Annotated in this window: 21 protein-coding genes and 1 pseudogene; 17 read left to right on the top strand and 5 right to left on the bottom strand. The window is 42.6% G+C overall.

Going from position 1 to position 24,091, the window contains the following annotated elements; genetic code table 11:
• Positions 1 to 36 precede the first annotated feature (36 nt).
• From C7Y69_RS15855 to C7Y69_RS15835, 5 genes are all read left to right on the top strand, one after another.
• Positions 37 to 378, top strand: a complete 342-nt coding sequence (locus C7Y69_RS15855; protein ID WP_020746018.1) for an SHOCT domain-containing protein — start codon at positions 37 to 39, stop codon at positions 376 to 378.
• Positions 379 to 440: 62 nt separating this feature from the next.
• On the top strand, positions 441 to 1,313 hold the full coding sequence (locus tag C7Y69_RS15850) for an MBL fold metallo-hydrolase (protein WP_020746019.1): 873 nt from the start codon (positions 441 to 443) through the stop codon (positions 1,311 to 1,313).
• 2 nt (positions 1,314 to 1,315) lie between these two features.
• Positions 1,316 to 2,077, top strand: coding sequence for a sulfite exporter TauE/SafE family protein (locus C7Y69_RS15845; protein WP_020746020.1), 762 nt, complete (start codon positions 1,316 to 1,318; stop codon positions 2,075 to 2,077).
• A gap of 9 nt (positions 2,078 to 2,086) precedes the next feature.
• Positions 2,087 to 2,524, top strand: a complete 438-nt coding sequence (locus C7Y69_RS15840) for a beta-lactamase hydrolase domain-containing protein (protein ID WP_020746021.1) — start codon at positions 2,087 to 2,089, stop codon at positions 2,522 to 2,524.
• 16 nt (positions 2,525 to 2,540) lie between these two features.
• Positions 2,541 to 2,873: an ArsR/SmtB family transcription factor gene (locus C7Y69_RS15835; protein WP_185864187.1), complete on the top strand. Its 333-nt coding sequence runs from the start codon at positions 2,541 to 2,543 to the stop codon at positions 2,871 to 2,873.
• A 39-nt stretch (positions 2,874 to 2,912) separates the two neighbouring features.
• On the opposite strand, the gene C7Y69_RS15830 is transcribed toward C7Y69_RS15835, so the two are convergent.
• The gene (locus tag C7Y69_RS15830; protein WP_126873343.1) at positions 2,913 to 3,863 is read right to left on the bottom strand and encodes an IS30 family transposase; all 951 of its coding nucleotides are present in this window, start codon (positions 3,861 to 3,863) and stop codon (positions 2,913 to 2,915) included.
• 238 nt (positions 3,864 to 4,101) lie between these two features.
• Between C7Y69_RS15830 and C7Y69_RS15825 the strand changes: the two genes are divergently transcribed.
• The 11 genes and pseudogenes from C7Y69_RS15825 to C7Y69_RS22090 all read left to right on the top strand — a co-directional run.
• Entirely contained in the window at positions 4,102 to 6,519 is a 2,418-nt protein-coding gene (locus C7Y69_RS15825) for an efflux RND transporter permease subunit (RefSeq protein ID WP_020746023.1), read from the top strand.
• Between the two features lie 4 nt (positions 6,520 to 6,523).
• Positions 6,524 to 7,342 (top strand): outer membrane lipoprotein-sorting protein, encoded by an 819-nt coding sequence (locus tag C7Y69_RS15820; RefSeq protein WP_020746024.1) that lies wholly within the window; start codon positions 6,524 to 6,526, stop codon positions 7,340 to 7,342.
• Between the two features lie 145 nt (positions 7,343 to 7,487).
• Positions 7,488 to 8,702 (top strand): hypothetical protein, encoded by a 1,215-nt coding sequence (locus C7Y69_RS15815; RefSeq protein WP_126873342.1) that lies wholly within the window; start codon positions 7,488 to 7,490, stop codon positions 8,700 to 8,702.
• A gap of 9 nt (positions 8,703 to 8,711) precedes the next feature.
• Positions 8,712 to 8,945, top strand: coding sequence for a DUF2892 domain-containing protein (locus C7Y69_RS15810; protein ID WP_020746026.1), 234 nt, complete (start codon positions 8,712 to 8,714; stop codon positions 8,943 to 8,945).
• 111 nt (positions 8,946 to 9,056) lie between these two features.
• Positions 9,057 to 9,968: a cation diffusion facilitator family transporter gene (locus C7Y69_RS15805; protein ID WP_020746027.1), complete on the top strand. Its 912-nt coding sequence runs from the start codon at positions 9,057 to 9,059 to the stop codon at positions 9,966 to 9,968.
• 19 nt (positions 9,969 to 9,987) lie between these two features.
• Complete coding sequence (locus C7Y69_RS15800) at positions 9,988 to 10,365, top strand: hypothetical protein (protein ID WP_071981290.1); 378 nt, start codon at positions 9,988 to 9,990, stop codon at positions 10,363 to 10,365.
• 68 nt (positions 10,366 to 10,433) lie between these two features.
• Complete coding sequence (locus C7Y69_RS15795) at positions 10,434 to 11,780, top strand: TolC family protein (RefSeq protein WP_126873341.1); 1,347 nt, start codon at positions 10,434 to 10,436, stop codon at positions 11,778 to 11,780.
• A gap of 13 nt (positions 11,781 to 11,793) precedes the next feature.
• Positions 11,794 to 13,101, top strand: coding sequence for an efflux RND transporter periplasmic adaptor subunit (locus tag C7Y69_RS15790; protein ID WP_126873340.1), 1,308 nt, complete (start codon positions 11,794 to 11,796; stop codon positions 13,099 to 13,101).
• Between the two features lie 15 nt (positions 13,102 to 13,116).
• A complete protein-coding gene (locus tag C7Y69_RS15785; protein ID WP_126873339.1) occupies positions 13,117 to 16,326 on the top strand; it encodes an efflux RND transporter permease subunit in 3,210 nt (1,069 codons plus the stop codon).
• Between the two features lie 565 nt (positions 16,327 to 16,891).
• Complete coding sequence (locus C7Y69_RS15780; RefSeq protein WP_012518524.1) at positions 16,892 to 18,961, top strand: TonB-dependent receptor family protein; 2,070 nt, start codon at positions 16,892 to 16,894, stop codon at positions 18,959 to 18,961.
• Between the two features lie 305 nt (positions 18,962 to 19,266).
• Positions 19,267 to 19,529 (top strand): annotated as a pseudogene (locus C7Y69_RS22090) (efflux RND transporter permease subunit); the annotation flags it as partial.
• A 54-nt stretch (positions 19,530 to 19,583) separates the two neighbouring features.
• Here the strand turns inward: C7Y69_RS22090 and C7Y69_RS15770 are convergent.
• The 4 genes from C7Y69_RS15770 to C7Y69_RS15755 all read right to left on the bottom strand — a co-directional run bounded on the left by C7Y69_RS15770 (position 19,584) and on the right by C7Y69_RS15755 (position 22,693).
• Positions 19,584 to 19,808, bottom strand: coding sequence for a hypothetical protein (locus C7Y69_RS15770; protein WP_012518526.1), 225 nt, complete (start codon positions 19,806 to 19,808; stop codon positions 19,584 to 19,586).
• Positions 19,809 to 19,817: 9 nt separating this feature from the next.
• Entirely contained in the window at positions 19,818 to 20,531 is a 714-nt protein-coding gene (locus C7Y69_RS15765) for a transglutaminase-like domain-containing protein (RefSeq protein ID WP_012518527.1), read from the bottom strand.
• Entirely contained in the window at positions 20,531 to 21,895 is a 1,365-nt protein-coding gene (locus C7Y69_RS15760) for an MBL fold metallo-hydrolase (RefSeq protein WP_012518528.1), read from the bottom strand. The genes C7Y69_RS15765 and C7Y69_RS15760 overlap by 1 nt, the downstream gene beginning before the upstream one ends.
• Before the next feature lie 93 nt (positions 21,896 to 21,988).
• Positions 21,989 to 22,693, bottom strand: coding sequence for a helix-turn-helix domain-containing protein (locus C7Y69_RS15755; protein ID WP_015067768.1), 705 nt, complete (start codon positions 22,691 to 22,693; stop codon positions 21,989 to 21,991).
• Positions 22,694 to 22,850: 157 nt separating this feature from the next.
• On the opposite strand from C7Y69_RS15755, the gene C7Y69_RS15750 reads away from it, so the two are divergent.
• Positions 22,851 to 24,089 carry a tyrosine-type recombinase/integrase gene (locus tag C7Y69_RS15750; protein WP_049588607.1) on the top strand — a complete coding sequence of 413 codons (1,239 nt, stop codon included), beginning with the start codon at positions 22,851 to 22,853 and terminating at the stop codon, positions 24,087 to 24,089.
• The last annotated feature ends 2 nt before the right edge of the window (positions 24,090 to 24,091 follow it).

Below are 24,091 nucleotides of genomic sequence, written 5' to 3'. Positions count from 1 at the left end.
AACGAACGTTTTTAAGTAGAAAGGTAGAGAGGTTATATGAAAAATTTAATAGTAAAGAGCGGCTTATTGATAACGTCTATAAGCACCAGTAGTGTAGCTTGGGCTCAGCAAACAGGTCGGTATTATGACCATAATATGATGTGGGGTGGTAGCGTTTATGGTTGGCTTTTTGGCGTCTTTATGATGCTTTTGTTTATCGCGTTGGGTACCGCTGTGGTGATGCTAGTTGTGAAAGCGCTTGGAGGTCATAAAAAACAATCCGTGTCTACACAATACGACGAAAACACCGATGCGATAAGTATTCTGAAGAAACGGTTCGCAATGGGTGAAATTGATAAAGACGAGTTTGAGCGAACGAAGATATTGTTGGAGCAATAAATTTTAAAATACTGTAAGTGGTTGTTATACCACATGTGCAACGACAACAACGGTGAATTGAAATGAGTAAGTTACAGATAAAAGCATTTTTTGATGATGAGACCAAAACTGTGACCTATGTGGTTTTCGACCGATTAACAAAGGATGCAGCCATTATCGATCCTGTATTTGATTTTAACATGGCATCAGGTGAATTGAGCACGGACAGTGCAGATACTCTGATCCAGTTTATTAACGAAAGTACACTTAATTTAAATTGGATTTTAGAGACGCATGCGCATGCAGACCACATTACATCGGCAACCTATTTGCAACAAAAGTGCGGTGGGAAAATAGGGATTGGTGAACATATCAAGGATGTACACGATGCGTTTGGAGAAACGTTCAACTGTAAAGAACAGCTCACCTGCAATATTGAGCTGTTTGATTGTCTATTCAAAGATGGCGATGTTATTGAACTGGGGCAATTCAATATAGCCGTTATCCATACGCCTGGCCATACACCTGCCTGCGTTAGCTACAAAATAGAAGATAATGTTTTTGTTGGAGATACGCTATTTATGCCGGACTTCGGGACAGCAAGAGCAGACTTCCCGGGTGGTGACGCCAAAACGCTGTATCGCTCAATACAGCGAATACTATCGTTACCTGATGATACTAAAATTTACGTCGGCCATGACTATAAATCACCAGATCGAGCAAAATATGCATGGGAATCCACGGTAGCAGAACAAAAACGTGGTAACGTTCATGTTAGAGACGGAAAGTCTGAACGTGAGTTCGTTCAAATGCGCTCGGATAGAGATGCCGAGTTAGCTGTCCCTAAATTGTTATTTCCATCCATTCAGTTAAATATTCGTGCTGGAACACTCCCCATCGCTGAAGATAACGGTATCGCTTATGTGAAGGTACCGTTAAGCATGAGTAAAGGCTAATCATGCTTAATTTAAGTGTTTGGCTCGCGGCATTACTCATGGGTGTGTTGCTTGGACTATTGGGAGCGGGGGGCAGTATTCTCACGGTTCCAATACTAGTGTATCTTGCTGATCAACCCGAAAAGCTAGCAATCGCTGGGTCATTATTCATCGTCGGCATGACTGCATTAGTCGCATGCATAGCCCACAGTCGTAAAAACCATCTGCACATACAATCTGCGCTGTTTGTTGGTATTCCAAGTATGATATCTGCATCCGGTGGGGCCTATCTCTCTCAGTTCGTAGAAGGGGAAGTGCAGATGATCACACTTTCTCTAATAATGCTCTTAGCTAGCTTAGTGATTCTTTTCCCAGTTAATCTGAACAGGGATTCGTCATATACGACATCCTATTCTAAGGCTAAATTGTCTATTGCTGGTCTATTAATAGGATTGATAACGGGTTTTGTGGGGATTGGTGGTGGATTTCTTATCATTCCAGCCTTATTGATCTTCTCAAAGTTAGCAATGAAACAAGCAATCGGTACAAGTTTATTAATCATTGCCATGCAAGGTTTTTCAGGCTTTGCTAAACACGCATTTTTACTCAAGCAAAATGCAGAGCAATTAAATTGGATGCTTATCATGTTAATCACTGTGTTTTCGATTCTTGGCACTTTAGTTGGCTTTAAAGTAAGTAAGCGGATGTCACAATATCACTTAAAAAGGTTGTTTGGTTTATTGCTGCTTCCGCTCTCTGGTTTTGTGCTGTTCAACAATATTTAAGGAATTGTTATGGAGATTATTTCGATTACTGATAACTATTCCGTATCGGGTGAATTGAATAGAAATACTATCGAAAAATTGGCGAATTTAGGCGTTGGTAGCTTAATAAATGTGCGCCCTGATGGTGAAGAGCAAGGCCAAATGTCAAGTCGAGAGTACGCCGCTATATGTCAAGATTTCGGACTGACCTACATTCATATCCCAGTGACGAGCGGTGAATACAGTGATCATATAATTGCAGAGTTTAAACTAGCGATACACGGTGATCTTGAGCAAGCGAAAGTACATTGTGTCTGCCGCACGGGCACTCGGGCCGTGCATTTATGGGCATTGATGAATCGTGCCTCGAAGACTTTTGAAGCGTTAAATTCTTTAACCACTCCTAAAGGATACGAGCTTATTGCAATCAAAGAGCAGTTTATTCATTTTTGTAAGAAAAACAGGTGATGTCAGGGTGTTAAAGTTGAAAGATATCAAGAGAGATCTATTGGATTTAAGTTGTGATCGGGCACCTGCTCCTATTGAGAAAGCCTTACCAGTTATCAAAGCATTAGCAAATAAAACTCGGCTGTTAATTATTGATTTATTACTGACAACCGAGCGAAGTGTAGATTCAATTTCGTTTCAATTGGCATTACCGCAAGCTGTTGTTTCACAGCATCTAAAAATTTTAGCTCGTAGCGAATTAGTCCGTTGTCATCAACAAGGTAGGCAACGTATATATGGTGTACACCGAAAACATGCCTTACTTATTGGTTTAATTTTCGAGTTAATGTCAGAAAAAGGGAATGGTTAAAATGCGCGAATTCAAGTTCGAAGTGCACCACTCACTAAATTAGGCCGCTCCGCGTAATTGATTAAATACAACTTCAGGTTGTTTGTAACCAAGGCACTTCCTTGGTCTCAAATTCAGAGCACGTTGTGCTTGCGCAATCTGCTCATCTGTTACCGTGCTTAGGTCTGTGCCTTTGCTAATGAACTGCCGCAGTAACCCGTTAAAGTTCTCATTTAAACCTCGTTCCCAAGACGAATAGGGATTGGCGAAGTAGACGTCTGTTTTCAGCTTTTCAGCAACCAACTCATGAGCACAAAATTCCGTGCCGTTGTCTGCGGTAATCGTGTGCACATGCCTGCGATAGCGCCATAACATACCAACCATTGCACGACTGACTTCCGCTGCGCTCTTCGCAGGCACCTTACGAATTAGGTAGAACTTACTTTTCCGCTCGACCAGACTCACAATCGCACCTGTACCGTTTTTGCCTAATACGGTGTCTGCTTCCCAATCGCCAAAGCGTTTCTTTCTATCAACGATAGCAGGCCTATGCTCAATACCAACGCGGTTAGGGATAATCACTCGCTTCGCGCGACTGCCTTTTCGATACTTACGTCGGCCATGGCGCAGCTGTGTGTGTAACTTGCCTCCCGATAATTTATCGCGTTGAACATACCCATAAATCCACTCATGACTAACTGGATGGCCGATAAGTTTACCCACACCGGCTATTTGCTCAGGACTCCACTTTTCAGTCAGGCCAAACTCGACAAAGACAATAGTAAGTGCTGATACACGATATTTTGCTGCACTTCGCCGTCGCTTAACCGTTTTTGATTGCGCAACCTCAGGAAGATAATGTGTACCGCGAATTCTATTACGCCGAACCTCTCGACTTATCGTACTGTGGCTAACTTTCAAACGATTTCCGATTTCTCGATAACTGAAACCCTCGCGTAAGTAGGCTTCTATCTGGTATCGTTGTCCCTCGATCAACTGCTTGTAACTCATGGTAACTACTCTTGTTTTTTGGCGATTACAGAGTACCACCAACAGGCAGTTGATCTCTTCTCACCATTTAACCAAGAGTGGTGCACTTATTATCTGAATTCGGGTGAACTTGATTGCAAAAAAGATAATACATCACTGTACGTCCTCACCAAGATTGGTCTATGTTTTATTGCTACTTATAACCACTGTATTCATCGCACAAATCCCGAGTATCATAATCGATACTGACCCGGAAAATATGCTTGATGAAACCCATCCTGCTCGCCTATTTCATAACGAAGTGAAGACTAAATTTGCAATGCACGATTCCATTGTGGTGGGTGTTGTAGATACTCAGAGTGACAGCGGTATATTCACCTCTCGAACATTGAAAGACATTTTTGAAATTACAAAACAAATCATGGCTTTTGATGGTGTGATTTCAGCGGATGTGATGTCGATATCAACGGTTGACAACATAACTCAAAATGACTCCGGAACGATACGATTCGAATGGCTTATGTCTAAGCCGCCAATCAGTGAATTTGAGGTTATGAAGATTAAGCAAAGTCTTTCTCGGTTACCACTGTTACAAGAGACGCTTGTGTCCAAAAATGGCAAAGCTGCCGCGATTTATATCCCTATTAAAAATAAAAATGAAAGTTTTAGAATTGCTGAGAAAATCCGCTTAGCGACTAGTTCTCTGAGTGGCAATGCTAAATGGTACGTGACAGGATTACCAGTAGCTGAAGATCAGTTTGGTGTGGAAATGTTTAATCAAATGATAGTTGCTGCACCTTTAGCGGGTCTCACAATATTTATATTGTTGTTAGTGTTTTTTCGTAATCTTCCTCTGATCATTGCACCGATGATAGTTGCAATGGCGACAGTCTTGATAACTATGGGGGCTTTGATTGGAGCCGGATTTACTGTGCATATCATGTCTTCAATGATTGCAATTTTTTTAATGCCAATTGCAGTCGTAGACTCTGTGCACATATTATCCGAGTTTAGCGGTCGTTACAAACCCGGCAATGATTTGAAAGAAACCGTTGAGGGGGTTGTCGGGCATTTATTTACACCAATGTTATACACCTCAATCACTTCGTCCATAGGTTTTTATTCCTTGATGTTAACCCCAATTCCACCGGTTCAAATATTTGGTGCTTTTGTAGGGACGGGGATCTTACTCGCATTTTTAATCACCATCACGTTCATTCCGGCATTTCTAACAAGATTGTCAGATAAATCTTTGAGATCGTTGCAAACCACCATGCACTCGAAGGAAAGCAGCAATAAACTGCTCCGCTTTGTGAAATCTACTGGAAGATTCGCGATAAAGAACCGAGTGTCGCTTCTCTTTGTTTTTGTCGCAGTTTTTGTCGTTTCTGTTTGGGGGGTAAGTAAAATTCAAATAAATGACAACCCTGTTCGTTGGTTTAAAACTGATCACGAAATTAGAGTAGCGGACAAAGTACTGAATGAGAATTTTGCAGGCACATATGATGCCTATATGGTTTTGACGTCTACTCAACCACTATTATCTGTTGTGGAAATATTAAATAAAGAACTTCCACACACTTTATTTGAGTGGGTGAAAGAGCAGTCCGATGCGATCATAGAAGCGAGTCTTCATACTCAATATCAAAACATGATCATCATTATTGAGGATAAACTTTTCACTGATCTATCAGGTGAAGAAGTCAATTATTTAGAGAATACGTTGCAGCAACTGGAAACGACGTTAAGTAGATCTAAAGCATTTCAGTCACCAGAACTGCTTCGTTATATTGCTGACTTGCAAATCCATCTAAATGGATCTGGTTTAGTTGGTAAATCTAATTCACTGGCAGATGTCACCAAACTGGTTGCGCGTGAGCTTCGGTCAGGTGAGAGTAAAGATTATCAAATTCCGAATTCTCCTCAAGCAGTTGCCCAAACATTTTTACAATATCAATCCTCACACAGACCAGATGATCTGTGGCACTTTGTGACTCCTGATTTTCAACAAACACTTGTATGGTTGCAATTGAGATCTGGAGATAACCAAGATATGAGTCGAGTGGTTAATCTTGTAGATGAGTATATAGAAAAAAATCCGCTTCCGAAATTTATAAAGTTGGATTGGGCAGGTAAAGCTTATCTTAATGTTGTATGGCAAGAAAATATGGTTGCTGGAATGCTTGACAGCCTTATTAGTGCTTTCGTAATTGTGTTTATTATTATGGTGGCTTTATTTCGTTCCCTGATATTTGGCTTGTTGGCAATGCTTCCACTCACCATTACCATCACTTTTATTTATGGACTTATTGGAATTATCGGCAAGGATTACGATATGCCAATTGCCGTTTTATCAGCATTGACACTAGGACTATCGGTAGATTTTGCGATTCATTTTCTAGAGCGTGCAAGAGAAACGTTTAAATCTACGCAAAGCGTTAAAAAAACTTTTGATTTAATGTTCGAGGAGCCCGCAATCGCGATATCTCGCAACGCAATTGTAATCGCCCTTGGATTTACACCTTTGTTATTTGCGCCACTCGTACCGTATATCACTGTTGGTGTTTTTCTTGCAAGCATCATGGCAATTTCGGCATTGGTGACGTTGCTTATATTGCCATCGGTCATGATTTTAGGTGCTCGTTGGGTTTTTGGTCAGTCATTTAGAGGAGAATAGAAGAATGAAGGTATACAAAATAGCAATAGCAACAACGTTGTTAGCTTTAGTATTGAATAGCGTTGTTTATAATGCTGATGCGGCTATCACGCAGTCCGTTAATGTAGATGAAATAGTGCGAGAAGCAGAGAAGGCTGCCTACTATTCCGGAGAAGACGGCATTGCCGATGCGCGGATGCTGATAATAGACGCACAAGGTCGTAAGCAAATGAGGCAATTTACTATTTTACGTCGTGACATCACTGATAACGGTGATCAGCAAATGATGGTGTTTTTCTCTAGGCCATCTGATGTTAGGGACACGGTATTTCGTGTTGAAAAGCATGCAGATTTAAAAAAGGATGATGATCGTTGGTTATATATGCCAGCGTTGGATCTGGTTAAGCGTATATCGGCTGGGGACAAACGAACTTCATTTGTGGGCTCTCATTTTTTCTATGAAGATGTATCTGGCCGCACAGTCTCTGAGGATAACTTTGAATTAATCGAAGAAAACAAAAAGTACTATGTATTAAAAGGAGTGCCTCTTGACAAATCAACTGTAGAGTTTGATTACTATTCTGTTACGATTGATAAGAAAAGCTTTTTACCCATTCTCATTAACTTTTATAAGGAAAGTGATGACAACTATCGACGAGTAGAGGCTGTTGAAATTCAGGATGTACAAGGATTTCCTACCGTAGTGCGTTCCAAAGTTTCAGACCTCAAGACCGGTGGGTATACGTTGATGGAGTTTAGGAACATAAAATACAACGTTGGCCTTGATGACGACGTATTCAGCGAGCGCAGTTTACGCAATCCCCCTAGACGTTGGCTAGACTAACGCTATGATAATGAGCCGGTTTAACAAAGAGGACATGCAAAGGCGCTTGCTTCAGCGAGTTCTGAGTATAATCATATTCATTGTTTGTGTTCATGGCGAGGTATATTCCAAACCTTTTCCTGAACCATATGAAGATGATTGGGGAATGATTGATTGGGAAGAGGAAAGTGAAGACATTTATCAGCTGAGCGGATTTCTAGAAATGGCTTCAGGCGTCCGCTTGTCGAATGATCCTATTATTGGAACAGACAAAACCCTCAGTGATCTACGTCTACAAGTGCAGTTTGATTATGACCTTCAGGCCTCCCAGTTTTCTTTTGTATCAGACGCATATTTTGATGGTGTCTTGGAACAGACAAGAATAAACATCAGAGAAGCTACATGGGAGGCTCGCCTTGGTTTTTTGGGTGCATGGGGAAACAGATTTGATGCGAAGGTTGGTCAACAAGTTTTGACGTGGGGAACTGGAGATAATGTTTTTTTAAACGATCTTTTTCCGAAAGACTTTCAATCATTTTTTGCGGGACGAGAGGTTGAATATTTAAAGTCTCCATCATTGTCTGCAAAGGTATCGGCGTATTTTGATGTGTTTAATCTAGATGTAGTTTTGACACCTGAATTTGAACCTGACGTATACATCAATGGCGACTATTTTTCATTTTTTCTCCCCACTGCAGCCACTCAGGTAGCATTAGGTTTTGATGTCACTCCTCCCCTGAGACCCCAATCGCCTGAGTATGCGTTGAGGCTATATAAATCGGTAGGCACATCAGAGTACGCGGGGTATTTTTACAGTGGATTTCATAAAAGCCCTAATAGTCTTACACAAGACTATAGACCTACATTTTCATCATTGAACGTCTACGGAGCAAGCTTTCGCACTACGTTGGGAAATGGTATATTTAATGCCGAATTTGCTTATTACGATTCGGTTGATGATAAAAATGGCGATAACCCGTTAGTACCTAATGGGCAAGCTCGATGGTTACTCGGATATGAACAGGAAATTGTTGGAAACCTCGAAGGAAGCCTCCAACTATACACCGAAAGCATCCTCGATCATCAAGCGTTGATTCAAAATTCACTGACGCCTAAATTTGAGCCTAAACAACATCGAGTATGGTTTACGCAAAGATTGCGTTATAAAGGTATGCAGCAAGCATTGGTATTAAATGCCTTTAACTTTTATTCAACCACAGATAAGGATGGTTATTTAAAAGTTAGTGCAGAATATAGCCCTGTTGATTTATGGCGATTATCAGGTGGTTTAAACATTTTTTATGGTAAACAACCTTTTACTTTTTGGGGACAGTTCGAGGATGCCTCAAATTTTTTTGTTCGTTTTCGGTATTTTTATTAAGGAGTTGTCATGTCTTCAGAGAGAGCACTCACTGCATTTGCAGGTTTTATGGTTTTGTTGTCTGTTATTCTAACTATTTGGCTACACCCATATTTCGTATGGTTCACTGTTTTTGTCGGCGTAAATTTGTTCCAACAAAGCTTTACGGGCTTTTGTCCAGCAACCATTATACTCAAAAAATTATTCGGTCTTAAAAGTGAGAGGGAGATTGCGCTTGAAGCTGTATCTACACATCGAGAGTAATGCAAAAAAGTCACTATTCAATAGATATAAGACAAGATAAAGAACGGGGTTTTATATGCTAAGTGAATCCATACAAACATAATAAGGTAAATGCATTATTGGAAATTAAACATGCACAGTCATAATCATTCACATAGCCATACGCACTCAGATGGCAATTCAGACGATGCATCAAAGCGCATTGGCTGGGCGTTCCTTCTAAATGTGGTGTTCACCATCATCGAATTTATTGGTGGTTGGCTAACCAACAGCACCGCTATCATGGCTGACGCGGTGCATGATTTGGGCGACAGTTTGTCGATTGGTACTTCTTGGGGCTTAAATAAACTTAGCGATAAAGATGCCAATCGCACTTTTTCCTATGGCTATAAGCGGTTTTCACTATTGGGGGCGTTAATCAACGGAGTTGTATTGACCATAGGCTCTATTTGGATCTTGTTTGAAGCAATCCCTCGTTTAGCAGAGCCTGAAATGCCCCAAGTAGAGGGAATGTTAGCCTTATCTATTTTTGGTATGGCAGTAAACGGTTTTGCCGCTTATAAACTAAGCGAAGGAACGTCATTAAACGAACGAGTGCTTAATTGGCACTTGTTAGAAGATGTTCTCGGTTGGGTGGCAGTATTTATCGTATCCATCGTCTTAATGTTCAAGCCTTGGGCGATTTTAGATCCCATCTTATCCATTGGCTTCACTTTGTTCATCCTCTTCAATGTGTTTCGTAACCTAAAAGAAACCCTGATGCTATTTTTACAGGCAACGCCAGATGAAGAGCAAATGTCAACAATCCGAAACGACTTGCTTGCAAACGATAAGGTAAGCGACCTCCATCATTTTCATATTTGGTCGTTAGACGGAGAGCGCAATGTTATGACTGTCCACCTTGTCTTAAAAGGAGAAGTTAGTGTTGAACACATTCAGTCATTAAAAGAGAGCATACAAAGCTCATTAGCCAAGTATCATTTTGAACATACTACAGTTGAGCTAGAATTTGCCGATGAACAATGTCGTGACGAAATGAAATAGGTTTGGTATGCTACTTGTTATGAAAAATTTAAAACGTATATGTTACATCATGATCTCGCTGATACTCTTTCAGTCGTTTTCTGCTGTGGCCAATTCGTTAGATTTTGATGCAATAGACACTCAACATTTGCAACATGAACACAATCATGCTGAGCATGATAAGAGTTTGTCATCAACAAGTACGCAAGATGCAAGTACCGACCAAGTACAGGGGCAGCATAATCCAGCCGACTGTCATCACTGTGGTCATTGCCATGGTACACATGTTCAGTGGGTCGGTCATGACAGTATCAATAAACACCATCACGTGGTGTCAAACCACAACTTTAACTATCTAGATGCTCTTATAGACGCACCTATCAACCGCTTACTGCGCCCACCTAAGCAAAAATCCTAAATTCTGTTTAAAGCTAGTCGCGATAACCTTAAACGCGACGTCCGTTATTATTTAATTTTAGGATTATTATGAATCTTACTCATTTTATTGGGCGTGACCTGCATGTCAGGTCGCCACTGCTATCTGCGCCTTTTAAGCGTATTCAAACAACAAAAGCCACATCATTGAGACGGCTTAGCTTACTTACATTTAATGGCACCAAACTGCTGTGCACTTGCTTATTGTTTGTACCGATTTTTGCTCATGCGCAAAATCAGAACTGGGAAAGTTGGTTCTCTTCACAGATAAACAAACATCCCGATATTGTCGCGGCCAAAGAACAATTGTTAAGCACAGGTGCGCTCGCTGATGCTTCTGAACGAGCCCTTTATAACCCTGAATTGTCAACTGACTATACGCGTAATGGCGATAACAATGACTACAGCGTGGGTGTTGAACAGACAATCGACCTTTGGGACAGGCAAGGCGCAAGGCGACAAAAAGCGGGTTTTATGCGCACTGCTGCACAAGCTCAATACCAAGAAGTCGTTTTAAACAAATCAGCTGATGCTATTGATGCATTAATCAATTGGCGTGCAGCAAGAAGTGCCGCTGTAATTGCAAAATCACAACAACAGCAACTTAATTCGTTACTTGAATTGGTCGAAATACGTCAAGCGGCTGGTGATCTAGGGAGTATCGATGCAGAGCTTACCTTTTTGTCGTTATCGAAACAATTTGCTCAAGTGGCGGGAGCAGAGGCTCAACTTCAAATGGCCGAAGCAATGGTGCGGGAGTTACTTCCTGATTGGGAGCCAGAGCGAGGGATTATACCCGACGACTTTTGGCCTTCTAATGCTACATATCCGTCTGATGAAGAATTACTAAAACACCCAAAAGTAGCAAGCGCTTATGCGCAATGGCTCACGCAAAAAGAAGAAGCAGAAGTCACTAGACGTAGTGCAAAAGCAAATCCTACTTTTGGTATTAATGCAGGGCAGGAAGCGCGAGAAAACACCGTTGGGCTGACCTTTTCCATACCGTTAAACATTCGCAACAATTACAGTGCAGAAACTCGCGCCGCAGAACGCATGGCGTTAGAAACTGAAGCACGTTTTAGAGCGCAGTATCGGAAACTTCGTTTCGATTTAAAAGGAGCGTTTGGCGCGTGGCAAAGCTACAACCTACAGTTTACGCAATGGCAATCATTGGTAAAGGGTCGCATCGAGAGTAGTGGTGATTTGTTAGAGAAGCAGTGGCGCAGTGGCGATTTATCAACGACTAACTACCTTATTGCACTGAATCAACGCGCAGAAAGTTTACTGTCTGGCATAGAGCTCGAAAAGCAAACGCGCATAGCATTAAAAAATCTCATGCTGCAATCAGGTCGTCTTATCGACTTGCCCCCAGTTCAACACGATTTCTCAATTGAGTAACAGGATTAACAAAATGAATAAAACAGTATTAGCAGTTTTCATCGCCACATTTGTCGGCGCTGCACCAAGTTTCGCACAAAAGTCTGATCAACAGCATGCTCACAATGAAACGGTAACAAGCATCGATAAAAGCATAAAAGATAAACATGACGAACATACTGATGATGGTCATGAAGAACATGAACTACAAGATGGTCAAAAGCTTGATGAGCATGGAGGCGAGGGTGCCGATGAACATGATGATCACGAAAGCGAACATGCTCATGATAAAGGTGAAAACGAGGATAAAGATGATGAAGAGCATGATGAAACTGCTTCTGCATCGTTAGACTCCAATCAAATGGCATTAGCCAACATTAAAGTAAGCACACTAAGCCCCAAAATTGTCAATTATACTTTGTATGCACCGGGTGAAATATTTTCAAACGGCTATAGCAGCTATAGAGTATCACCCAGAGTGGCATCCGTTGTCACGCGTCGTCATGTGGCATTGGGAGACAGGGTAAATAAAGGCCAAGTGCTTGTCACGCTTTTTAGCGAAACCGTTGCGCAAGCACAAGCCAATTACCGAACAACATATCCAGAATGGGAAAGAGTAAAAGGACTTGGTCGAAAAACTGTTGGAGAGCAGCGCTACATTGATGCAAAAGCTAATTTTGAAGCGGCTAGTGCAGTATTAATCTCATATGGTTTATCCGATGCAGATTTGAAAACGCTCACCTCACAGCAATCAATAGCATTAGGAGAATATAGCTTACGTGCTGAAATTGATGGCGCGGTACTCAGTGACTCGTTTGAACAAGGTCAGCGTATTGATGCGGGAGAGCCGTTGATCTCGTTGGCAGATGAAAGTGAACTTTGGGTAGAAGCGCATCTACCATCGAATATTAACCTGCGGTTAGGTGCAGGTTCTCCGGCACAAATCAAAGTGGGAGACTTCACAGTTGATGCAACGGTTACACAAGAGGCACATACCATTGACCCAATTACTCGAACGAGAACGGTTCGGCTATTAGTGAGCAACCCTGAACATCGTTTGCATCCTGGTCAATTTGCCGAGGTGTATTTCCGTTTTCTGACAAAAATGCCGGTAATGGCTGTTTCAGAAAGTGCGCTAATGCGAGGGCCCGATGGAGACTGGATGGTATTTGTAGAAGATCATCCCGGCGAGTTTTTACCCGTCGAAGTTGAACTTGGAAGAGCGCTTGGTGGCTTGCGGGAAATAACCGGTGTAGAGCCGGGTTCTCGCGTAGTAAGCGAAGGTGCTTTTTTTGTCGCTTCACAAATCGCTAAAGGCGGTTTTGACCCACACAACCACTAATTAGGAGGAGTCTTTATGTTTAATAAATTAATTGATTGGGCTGTTACTAATCGTTTGTTAGTGGTGATTGCTCTGACAACGTTAATAGTCAGCGCGGTTTTTGTTATTCCAAAACTGAATTTGGATGCATTTCCAGATGTCACCAACGTGCAAGTATCTGTCAATACAGAAGCACCGGGGTTAGCTGCCGAAGAAGTAGAGCAGTTAATTACTTATCCAATAGAAGCGGTGATGTATGCCTTACCGGATGTGATGGAAGTGCGCTCTATTTCCAAAACAGGTCTTTCAGGTGTGACCGTTGTGTTTAGCGAGGACACAGATATCTATTTTGCACGTCAATTGGTATTCGAGCGTCTGCAAGCGGCTAAAGAGTTAATTCCCGAGGGCGTCGGTACGCCAGAAATGGGACCCAACACATCAGGATTGGGGCAAGTGTATCAGTATCTATTGTTGGCTGAGCCCGATTCAGGCCTAGACGCTATGGCGTTGCGTAGTTTAAATGATTGGGTGGTGAAATTGCTGCTGCTTCCTGCCGATGGCGTAACGGATGTGCTCTCTTTTGGTGGGGAAGTACGCCAATACCAAGTTAACCTCAATCCATCTCAATTACTTGGATATGGCTTGACTCAAGATATAGTGATGGAAGCACTTGAGCGGAATAATACCAATGTGGGGGGGTGGTATATGAACCGAGGGCAGGAGCAACTTGTGATAAGAGGCACTGGCTGGTTAGATCATGGCGAGGAAGGGTTAGAGCAATTACGTCAGGTACCTTTAAAAACCGTAGACGGAACAACGATTACTGTATCCGATGTGGCGAACGTTGAGTTAGGTAGCGAAATTCGTCAGGGTGCTGCCACCATGACCAGAAAAGACGCCGACGGTAACATTCAAAACTTAGGTGAAGTCGTCTCAGGCATTGTACTTAAGCGCATGGGAGCTAACACGAAAGCCACAATTGATGGCGTCAATGCTCGTATTCAGCGAATTAACCAAGCATTGCCTGATGGCGTGAGTTTTGAAGTATTCTACGATCAAGCTGACTTAATTACTCAAGCCGTGGATACGGTTGTAAATGCGCTAATGTTAGCGTTCGTATTTATTATTGTTATTCTAGCTTTATTTTTGATGAATCTACGAGCCACGTTTTTAGTCCTGATTTCGATCCCTATTTCTATTGGTATTGCCTTAATGGTCATGTCGTGGTTTGGACTTTCTGCCAACCTTATGTCGCTTGGGGGCATTGCAGTGGCAATCGGCATGCTAGTAGATGGCTCAGTGGTAATGGTTGAAAACATGTTTAAACACTTGACTCACGCTGATGCTGAGCATGATCACAAGAGACAATTGGGTGAACATGTTGAAGATGATGATCCATTAGACTCGTCCCATGATACGCACGGTATCGCTTTGCGATTACAAGAAGCGGGCAAGGAGGTAGCCCGGCCTATCTTCTTCGCAACAGCCATAATCCTTGTGGTATTCATGCCTTTGTTTAGCTTTGAAGGCGTTGAAGCAAAATTATTTCAACCAATGGCTATTAGTATTATGTTGGCCATGCTTTCGGCGGTATTAGTTGCACTGATTATTGTACCGGCATTGGCGACGTATCTATTTAAAAAAGGCGTGAAACCACGAGAAAGCGTTGTGTTGAAACCTTTAGACGCGGGGTATCGCAAAGGGCTATCGTGGGCAATTTTGCATAAAAAAGTAGTGATTGGAATTGCTGCAATTATGGTAGTCGCTGCTGGTGTAGTGCTTCCTCGGCTTGGCACAGAGTTTGTACCAGAACTGGAAGAGGGCACCATTAACTTGCGTGTTACTTTAGCGCCTTCATCTAGTTTAGATACTGCCCTAGAGGTCTCCCCTAAGCTTGAGAATATATTAATGGGGTTTCCAGAAGTCACCTATACATTGTCGCGTATCGGTCGCGCCGAAATAGGAGGCGATCCTGAGCCTGTAAACAATATCGAAATTTATATCGGGTTAAAGCCAGTGCCTGAATGGACAAGTGCAAGTAACCGCTATGAACTGCAAGCGTTAATGGAAGAAAAAATGGAGCAACATCCGGGTTTGCTCTTCAATTTTTCTCAACCTATCGCGACAAGAGTGGACGAGTTGTTATCGGGTGTAAGAGCTCAACTTGCCATTAAATTATTTGGACCTGATCTTGACATCTTGGCTGAAAAAGGCCAAGCCATTGAAGCTTTAGTAAAAGAAGTTGAAGGTGCAAGAGATGTTGCTATGGAGCAAATTGCCGGTGAATCTCAACTGATTGTGACACCGAATCGCCGCGCTCTGTCGCGCTATGGGTTGGCCGTGGGTGATGTAATGGAGCTCGTAAGCGAAGGTTTAGGTGGAGCCAGCGCTGGCCAAATCATCAATGGTAATGAGCGCTATGATATTTATGTCAGGCTTGCTGAACAATTTCGAAATAACAGTCAAACGATAGCCGACTTGCGCTTACAAACTCCGTCAGGTGCATGGGTTCGTTTAGGAGATGTTGCAGAAGTGACGATTGCTTCTGGTCCACCGCAAGTCAGACGTGATGACGTACAGAGGCGAGTTGTTATCCAGGCAAATGTTCAAGGTCGAGACATGGGTAGCGTGGTGGCAGATATTCGTCAATCTATTGATGAGCAGCTAGCACTGCCTACTGGCTATTCAGTGGATATTGGCGGGCAATTTGAGAATCAACAACGGGCGCAGAAACGATTATCACTAGTTGTGCCGCTTTCGTTGGGCTTAATTGCATTACTACTGTACTTTGCTTTTGCTTCGTTTGGTCAGGCAATGCTGATCCTCGTGAATGTGCCTCTAGCTGTGATAGGCGGAGTATTTTCACTTTGGTTATCAGGGCAATATCTTTCTGTACCGAGCTCCGTAGGTTTTATTACCTTATTTGGAGTGGCGGTCCTAAATGGGGTGGTGATGGTAGAAAGCATCAATCAGCGCATTGCAGACGGATTATCAGTATCTGACGCTGTATTCGATGGTGCTACATCAAGACTTCGGCCAGTGTTGATGACGGCGATTACATCTGCGCTAGGGCTAATTCCAATGTTAATGTCTAACGGCGTGGGTGCTGAAATCCAAAAACCGTTAGCAAGTGTTATTGTAGGCGGCTTAGTAACCGCGACATTTTTGACACTCTTTGTACTACCTGTGCTTTTCGCCTGGTTTTCAAAAGGGAAGTTAAAAGATATGGCAAGAGCGCCTTCCTAAGCTCAGCTGGCCTGCTGTGTGCGATGAGCATCGGCAGGCTGATTATCACTTTATAAGGGGTTCACCCATTAAGCTGCCCTGTCAAGTAAACAATAATATGCGTTTCCCCTTGGTTCTGGCGGTTCAAGGGTTTTCGATGTCCAATATCCGCCTCTATTCATCTCGTTTTTTAGTCGGACAGCGTCTATTCTTGCTCGCACCAGTCTACCGCATTAATCATTGCAGAAAACGCCAATTAGATCTGTTCCAGGCTAGGGGAATTGGACACTATTCTGGCATCACTTGAACACCAGTTCAGGTGAGACTTAGCACACTTTTTCCCTGATTTCGAGAATTCAATGTTTAAGTAAATCGGAATACGACCGTCAATCTAGAACTCCCGTTTTAACGTCATACAATTCACGTGTCTAATATTACTCATTACGTGATTTACTAAAGTATAAATTATCAGTCATTGCGACATTGGTTGTGCGCCATATTGCTAATGATAGGTATTCGTATTATCATTAGCTAATTAATGCAACTTCTTTTTTACCTTATCACTACCCACCAAGGAATACTTTTTATGCAAACAAAGCTAACGCGCTTAACTTTGTCAGTTTCGACCGCACTACTATCTTTCAGTTCACTAGCTCAAGAAACACCCGATGTAGGCGAGGCGGGTGACAAAATAATGCCTGCTATAGAAGTTATTCGCGTAATAGGCGACAGCACCTCCGCTCTTTTAAAACAAACGGGTAGCGTTGTTATTATCAATCAAGATCAAATTGATAAAATTCAACCCTTGTCGACACAAGATGTTTTGCGAAGTATTCCCGGTGTGAATATTAAAAGTGAAGAAGAAACTGCCATAGTGTCTAACATTGGTATTCGGGGCCTTTCAGCAAGTGAATCTAAGTCTCTACTTTTAGAAGATGGCGTGCCCGTTGCACCGGGTCTTTTTATTGGTAACGCCCGTTATTTTAATCCCCGTATTCAGCGTGTAAGTCAAATTGAAGTACTGAAAGGCTCAGCTTCACTTCGCTATGGCCCATCCACAATAGGCGGCGTAGTGAATTATAAAACTAAAACACCCGATGATGGTGTCATCCTCACTGGCCGTGCTGGTTCCTTTAATATGCAAGAAATTACTGTAGAAGCGGGTGGCAAAAACGAAGACGAGGATGCATTTGCTGGTGTTTTAGCAACCCGCGCTAGCAGCGATGGCTTTATGGATAAAGGCTATGATATGACCGATGTAATGGCAAAAGCTGGTGTTATTTTTGACAATGGTCAAAAGTTAGGCATTAAACTATCGCGTTATGAAAATGACGCAAATATCTCTTATCGTGGATTATTACTAGCTGAGTATGAAGCGGGTGAAGACTACAACCCTGCACCAGACGATTACTACTTAACCGAGCGTACAGCGTTTGATATTAATCACGAATGGTCATTATCTAACGACGCAACCCTAAACACCCTTGTTTATTGGAGTGACGTGAGCCGCGATTATTGGCGTTATAGTGTTGATACTGAGGCCTCAAACGAGGCCAATAGTTGGGTATATACCGACAGTTTAACCGGAAATAATCGCTCGTTTGAGCGCGTTGGAATAGAAACTCGCTTGACTTTAGAACACAGCCTTATGGGTGTAGAAGCCAACAGTGAATTTGGCTTACGTTTCATGCAAGAGGAGTCAAACGACACCCGAATTCGAGCGCTGCGCAGCTCCGATCGCACAGGAGCAAACGATCGCCACCGTATTGATTCGGCGCAAAGCTATGCCGGCTATGCCCAAAGCCGTATTCAATTAAGCAATGCTTTTGCTTTTACACCCGGCCTTAGAGTAGAGTCCTATGAGCAAAAAAGAATAATACTAACCAACGATAATGCAGAAGCAACAACCAGCAACACCGAAATTCTACCCGGTGTTGGCGCAACTTACGACTTGAATGATTCGGCACAAATTTATGGTGGTGTTTACCGCGCTTTCTCGCCCGCTTCAAACGGTGTGGCACTTGACGGGCTGAGCGATCAAAACTTAGATGGAGAGCGTTCAACTAACTATGAGCTAGGCCTCAGAGGAAAGCAGGGCGACATTACTTATGAAGCAGCCGCTTTTATCATGGACTTTAGCAATCAAGTGGTAACGGGTAATAGCGACCCTAATTTGTCTCAGTCCAACGGCGGTGAAACTGAACATTTAGGTATGGAATTGCTGTTAGCCTATGATATTGGTAGTGGCTTTTATATTGATACTAACGCTACGTTTATCCCAACTTCAGAATTTAAAACAGGAGAAAATAGTGGAAACCGACTTCCGTATGCGCCAAAAGTAATTGCCAATGTTGCTTTGAGTTATGAAAGTGATAAGTTAAGCGGGGCATTAACCGTGCATCATCGAGGCGAACAATATGGTGATGCAAGCAACACAGTAGACATACCTGATGATGCCGCGGGTGGCATTTGGGGTGGCTTGTTACCTGCTTATACCTTGTTAGATGTAAACGCTAGTTATACCGTTAACAAAAATATGAAGGTATTCGGCGCTATCAAAAACCTAACTGATAAACGCTACATCACCGGCATGCGACAAGGTATTTATGTTGGCCCTGAGCGTTCGTTTGAAATTGGCGTAAATTATCGGTTCTAGTGTATACTTTTAGACAGAAATGCACTAATTCCGCATTATTGTTGCGGGATTAGTGTTATGCACCTTTGGTAACCGTTAATTTGTATGTAAAACTAAAACACGGTTAGCAGCTGGAACAAATACACGCAACATGATCAGCCGCCAATACCGAAGAGACTTTTCTTAGTAAGTTCAGCATCGCTTTATTATGGCTTATCGTTGTATCGATAAATCGCTTATTATCATTTTATGTGTCTCTCAGATTTACGCTCTAGCCAAGCTAGAGTGCTTAAACTATTGAGTCATGTCACCTATTCATTGTTCATATCAGACAAATACTGGAAGAAACAGGGGAATTGGTTCGTTCAATTATTGACAGCGCACTAACGCGGTTACGGCCGATATTGATGGCCGCATTGGCAGCAAGCCTTGTGTTCGTGCCCATGCCGATCAACGTGGATACTGGCGCAGAGGTATAACGGCCTTTGGCCACAGTGGTCATCGGCGGATAATATCGTCAACCTTGCTAACACTGGTAGTGCTGCCTGTTTTGTTTCGATTGGTTTACAAAAAGCTTGTTGTGTACTGAGCTGGGGCATTCGATATGAGTTCGAGTGCCCTCTTATTAATTGCGCTGTTTATATTACAGTTTAGAACATTCTCGAGACTGACAATATAGCGCAAAAAGGCCTAATCCGACGAGAATAATCAGAGGATGAAATAGCAAGTTGTGTACAACCGATTGTTCCCAAATAAAGCTATGTGATATAGCGCTGATAATGAATATCAGGCCAATTACCAGCAACCAAATGCGGTTAAAAATGGCATGTGAAATAAAGACTTTACTCTTACGTTGTTGGTTATTCATTGTGCTCTCCTAAAGCTTGTTTGAACGGATGTAGTCGATTCGCCGGTTCAAACTATGCCGTAAAATATTTTCATATAAAAAGGATTTGAATCCCTTTAAATTATTACCATGGGCTTGATAAAACGTATCGGGAGAATCAAAAATGCCAAAATCATCGACAATCCCTTCACTTTGAATGAAAGTGTTTTTTCCACACCAAGCAATGTTAGGTGATTGCAGGTTTTTAGTGGCGATGGCGTAACCTGAAAACGTCGTAGCTTTTGGGAATCGCTTTTGAACACTGTTTAAATAGCCGTTATCGAGAATAAAGCCTTCCAACGAGATCCACTCTTTGTCATGTTGTACTTCTACCCAGCTATGAATGATTAGCCGTGGGGCGAGTATATACAGTAAGCCCGTGATAGCACCTTTTTGCAATCGCTTATCGATGGTAAACCCATGCAAACGACATGCAATACCGGTTGCCCTTAACAGTGCCATCAGTAAGGTTGCCTTGGTATTGCATTGACCAAGACCATCTTTAAGCACCTCCGAAGCAGCTATATCATCACGTTTGTTATACCCAAATGCGACATCGTTTTGTATAAAGTGGTAAATAGCACCAATACGCTCAGAGGTAGTCAGTGACTGCCACTCCTTTTCGGCAATAAGCGTCTGAATAGCGGGCGTATCGAAATCAAGTAGGGGAGTGGCTTGTAAATAAGTGGCGTTGATAGGTGACATTAGCGTGCCTCCTCTAGTCTTGTAACAAACTCATCAAAATGTATGGGTTTACCGGCGCGAACGGGTATGAATTCGCCGGTAAAGTGTTCCTCAACCAATACCAATGCTTGGTCGCTTGTATCGTGAGCACCTAACGCAACTATGTCGAATTTTTGTGACATTAACGCAATATCATTAAGTACATCTTGTTTACTGATGGGAGAAAAAAGCCCGCTACCTGACGCCAAACGACGCTGTATATCTATACCAGCAATATGCAGCCGGCCTGTTTCAAGTGGAAAATGTACATCGCCGATTAACGCATATAGAGGAGCCTCAAAATGTGTTTCAATATGGGTTATCAGCGCAGTCAGTGTTTGATGACCACACCCGACAACTACCACGAGTCCTTTGTTTTCGAGATGGATCACCAAGGCTTGTTCGTCAACTCGGCCCAAGACTAGCTGTCGAGGAATGGGGCCGGTTGACGCCAGTGAATCCATGAGTATCGTCGGCTTGTCGATAGTCGTTACATCCTTGCCAGGATAGCTAAGTGGGATGGGGGCAAAAATAGACGTATTCACCAGTGCTGGTTGGTTAAAACCAAAGCCTATACTGCTTTTTTCTTCCCATGTACGCCCACCAATATGATCACGATGGAAATGACTAATAAAAACAGTATCAAGTTCATCAGTGTTTACATCAAGGCGCTGTAAGTTTTGCTCAAGTGGAGATTCTTGTGCTTGTTGTCGGTTGTGTCCCAGATCAAATAACACGGTGTGCTTATCCGTTTGCACTAAGTATGAAACACCAGCCTCTGTGGCAAACCCCGGCTCCCCATAAAAATTAACCACGGGCGTGACACTCAGTCTGTGTGTACTTTCTCCAATCGATATGGGTGTAAAGCGCTGAGATGTCCAGTATTGCGATAATGCACTAGCGGATGACTGGTGGCGAGCGTCAAAAATAAACAATGAAGCAATCACGCACAGTGCGATCACACAAAAGATTATTGCTCGCTTCATCACATCACGCCATACATTGTAATCGGCTAAAACCGGCGCGAGATCGGGAGGGAGGGGCATAGGTTTGAGCGCCGATACGTTACTACCTCCGGTATTACCTTTTGGCACCCACCCCAAAAGATAGCCTGGGATTGTTGCAACGATCCTGAGCAGTTGTCCAAAAATTTCACGGACATCCCGTTGTTTTAGTCCGATCTTCAACATTAAAAGATGAGCGTGTATATGAGGAATAAGATAACGTTGACCCAGAATATGCGCACGCTCTAACGCGATGAAGGCAGATGATAAATCTCCTGTTGCTTCGAGTTCCCGAGCCAATTTCTTTGAGCGTTCATATTCACGTTTTAGAAGTGGTTTCATAATTTTGCTGCCTTCAAACTGTCTATGAACCGGAATTATTCAAGGTTTTAGTCGAAGGGTATTGAACAAATCGCCTGTATTAAGCAAAAGCGCCTATTGTTTATCCATATTTTGGGTTTGTCCTGGTGTTACGCCAATAGTGTCGCGCAGAATTCGTGTAAAATGAGCTTGATCGGCAAAGCCTGCATCATAAGCGGCATCCGCTAAGGAAGCGCCTTTTGCTAATGATTGAAATGCCAAGTTTACCTGTTTCCATACAATGATTTTTGAAAATGGGACGCCAAGGTAGTGTGTCGATAAGGCGCGAAGTCTAGAGACTGAAAGACCTACATGTTTCCCGATAAGCTCGACAGTCGGGCGCTTATCGATACTGTTGAGATAAGTCATCGCCGAGATTAGTCGTGCGTCAATGACACTGTTATTTTGATGATAAAGTGTTTCCAGCTTATTCATCATGTCACGCAAAGGAATATCCGCTAACAACGTGTCTAACATTTCCAGAGAGAGGCTTTGTACTATTAAACCTTTTTGCTGAGAGGGTTGCAGAGCGTCGGCAAAAAAAGAATCTGGTTCAATAAGTAGAATGACGATGGGTGATGATGTAGTAATTCTATGTTTAACACCTGAGGGAATTAACCACCCATTACCTTGTTTTTCAAATGTGTTGTCATCGGTAACAGTAATGCCTGCGCCTGCAACCAACTGCAGAGCGGCATGGGCATGCAAATTATTTTCTGCGCTCATACCTCGAAACGCAATCCAGGTTTCACCAAAACAATATTCGCCTTGCCATTTCAAATTAAATTTACCTTTGTTCGTCAGAGAGGAAAGGTTTATTATCACCGTCGAACATCCTATCTTTAAAATCCTCCTATGTCTAATACGGTTTAGTATTAGACATAACGTATGCAGGTAAGTTATAGTGTTTGCATCTTAACTAACAATCACAACACTCTTGGCAATCACAAAACCTACACCGTTGTTTCCCACGTATACTGAGCTGGCAGAGCTCAGTCTGTCTGACTATCCACAACTAAGTTCATTCTTAGATAAGCAACCAATATGGATGAGACAGCACTGGGACTGGGCGAAAGAATATCTTTTATATATCGGTCGCAACAAATCACAGCACACGTATGTGCGTTTTCGAAATGACATCGAAAAGTTTCTACTGTGGGTCTTCATGGTGGATAAGCAGCCAGTAGACGACTTACGTAAAGCAGATATTTTGCGATACATTGATTTTTGTGTGGCGCCACCAGTTAAATGGATAAGTACGCAGCTCCATGATCGATTTAGCCTCAATAACGGATATTTTGCTTCAAACCTTAAGTGGACGCCGTTCAGACAAACGCCGCCAAAATACGATAAGGAAAGAGTGCTCGATCCGAAAAAGTACCAACCGTCATTGCAAACCCTCGAATCTACCTTTGTGGCATTAAGTTCTTTTTACCGTCATCTCATCGATGAAGAAATTTGTTTCGGCAATCCTATTCCATTAGCAAAACGTGACTGCAAATATATGATTAAAGACAGTCAGGTGAAAACGATCAGTCGATTAACGGAGCAGCAATGGCAATATCTCTTGGATACTGCGGTTGAGATGGCAGATAACGATCCGCTTGTGGAACGCAATTTATTCGTTATTGCTACCATGAAAACCCTATTTCTGAGGCTTTCAGAGCTTTCAGAGCGCCAAGACTGGACACCGTTAATGAGCCATTTTTGGACTGATGAGGACAATAACTGGTGGTTTAAGGCCTATGGAAAAGGCAAAAAGATTAGAGATATCACGGTACCACCGGGTTATCTCACGTTTTTGAAACGATATAGAGAATGGCGTGGACTGTCACCGTTACCATCCAAAGGTGAACAAACCGTTTTGGTCGAAAAAATTCGCGGTCGCGGTGGTTTAACGAGTCGTCAAATTTCCAGGCTTGTACAGCATGTTTTTGATGAGGCTTTCGACAAGATGAAGTCTGAACATGGAGTAGAAGCCGCACAGAAATTAAATGAAGCAACGACACATTACTTGCGTCACACCGGTGCCAGCATGGAGATTGAAAGAGATCGTCCACTGAAAGATTTATCCGAAGATTTAGGGCACTCTAGTAGTGCAACGACCGATACGGTTTATGTCCAGGTAGAACGAAAACGACGTGCATCGTCTGGTAAAGACAGAAAAGTCGAGTAGCT

Source organism: Alteromonas sp. KS69 (assembly GCF_003989595.1).
GTDB classification, from domain to species: Bacteria; Pseudomonadota; Gammaproteobacteria; order Enterobacterales; family Alteromonadaceae; genus Alteromonas; species Alteromonas naphthalenivorans.
The sequence above is the reverse complement of the archived record's forward strand: the minus strand, read 5'-3'. Positions and strand labels throughout refer to the sequence as shown.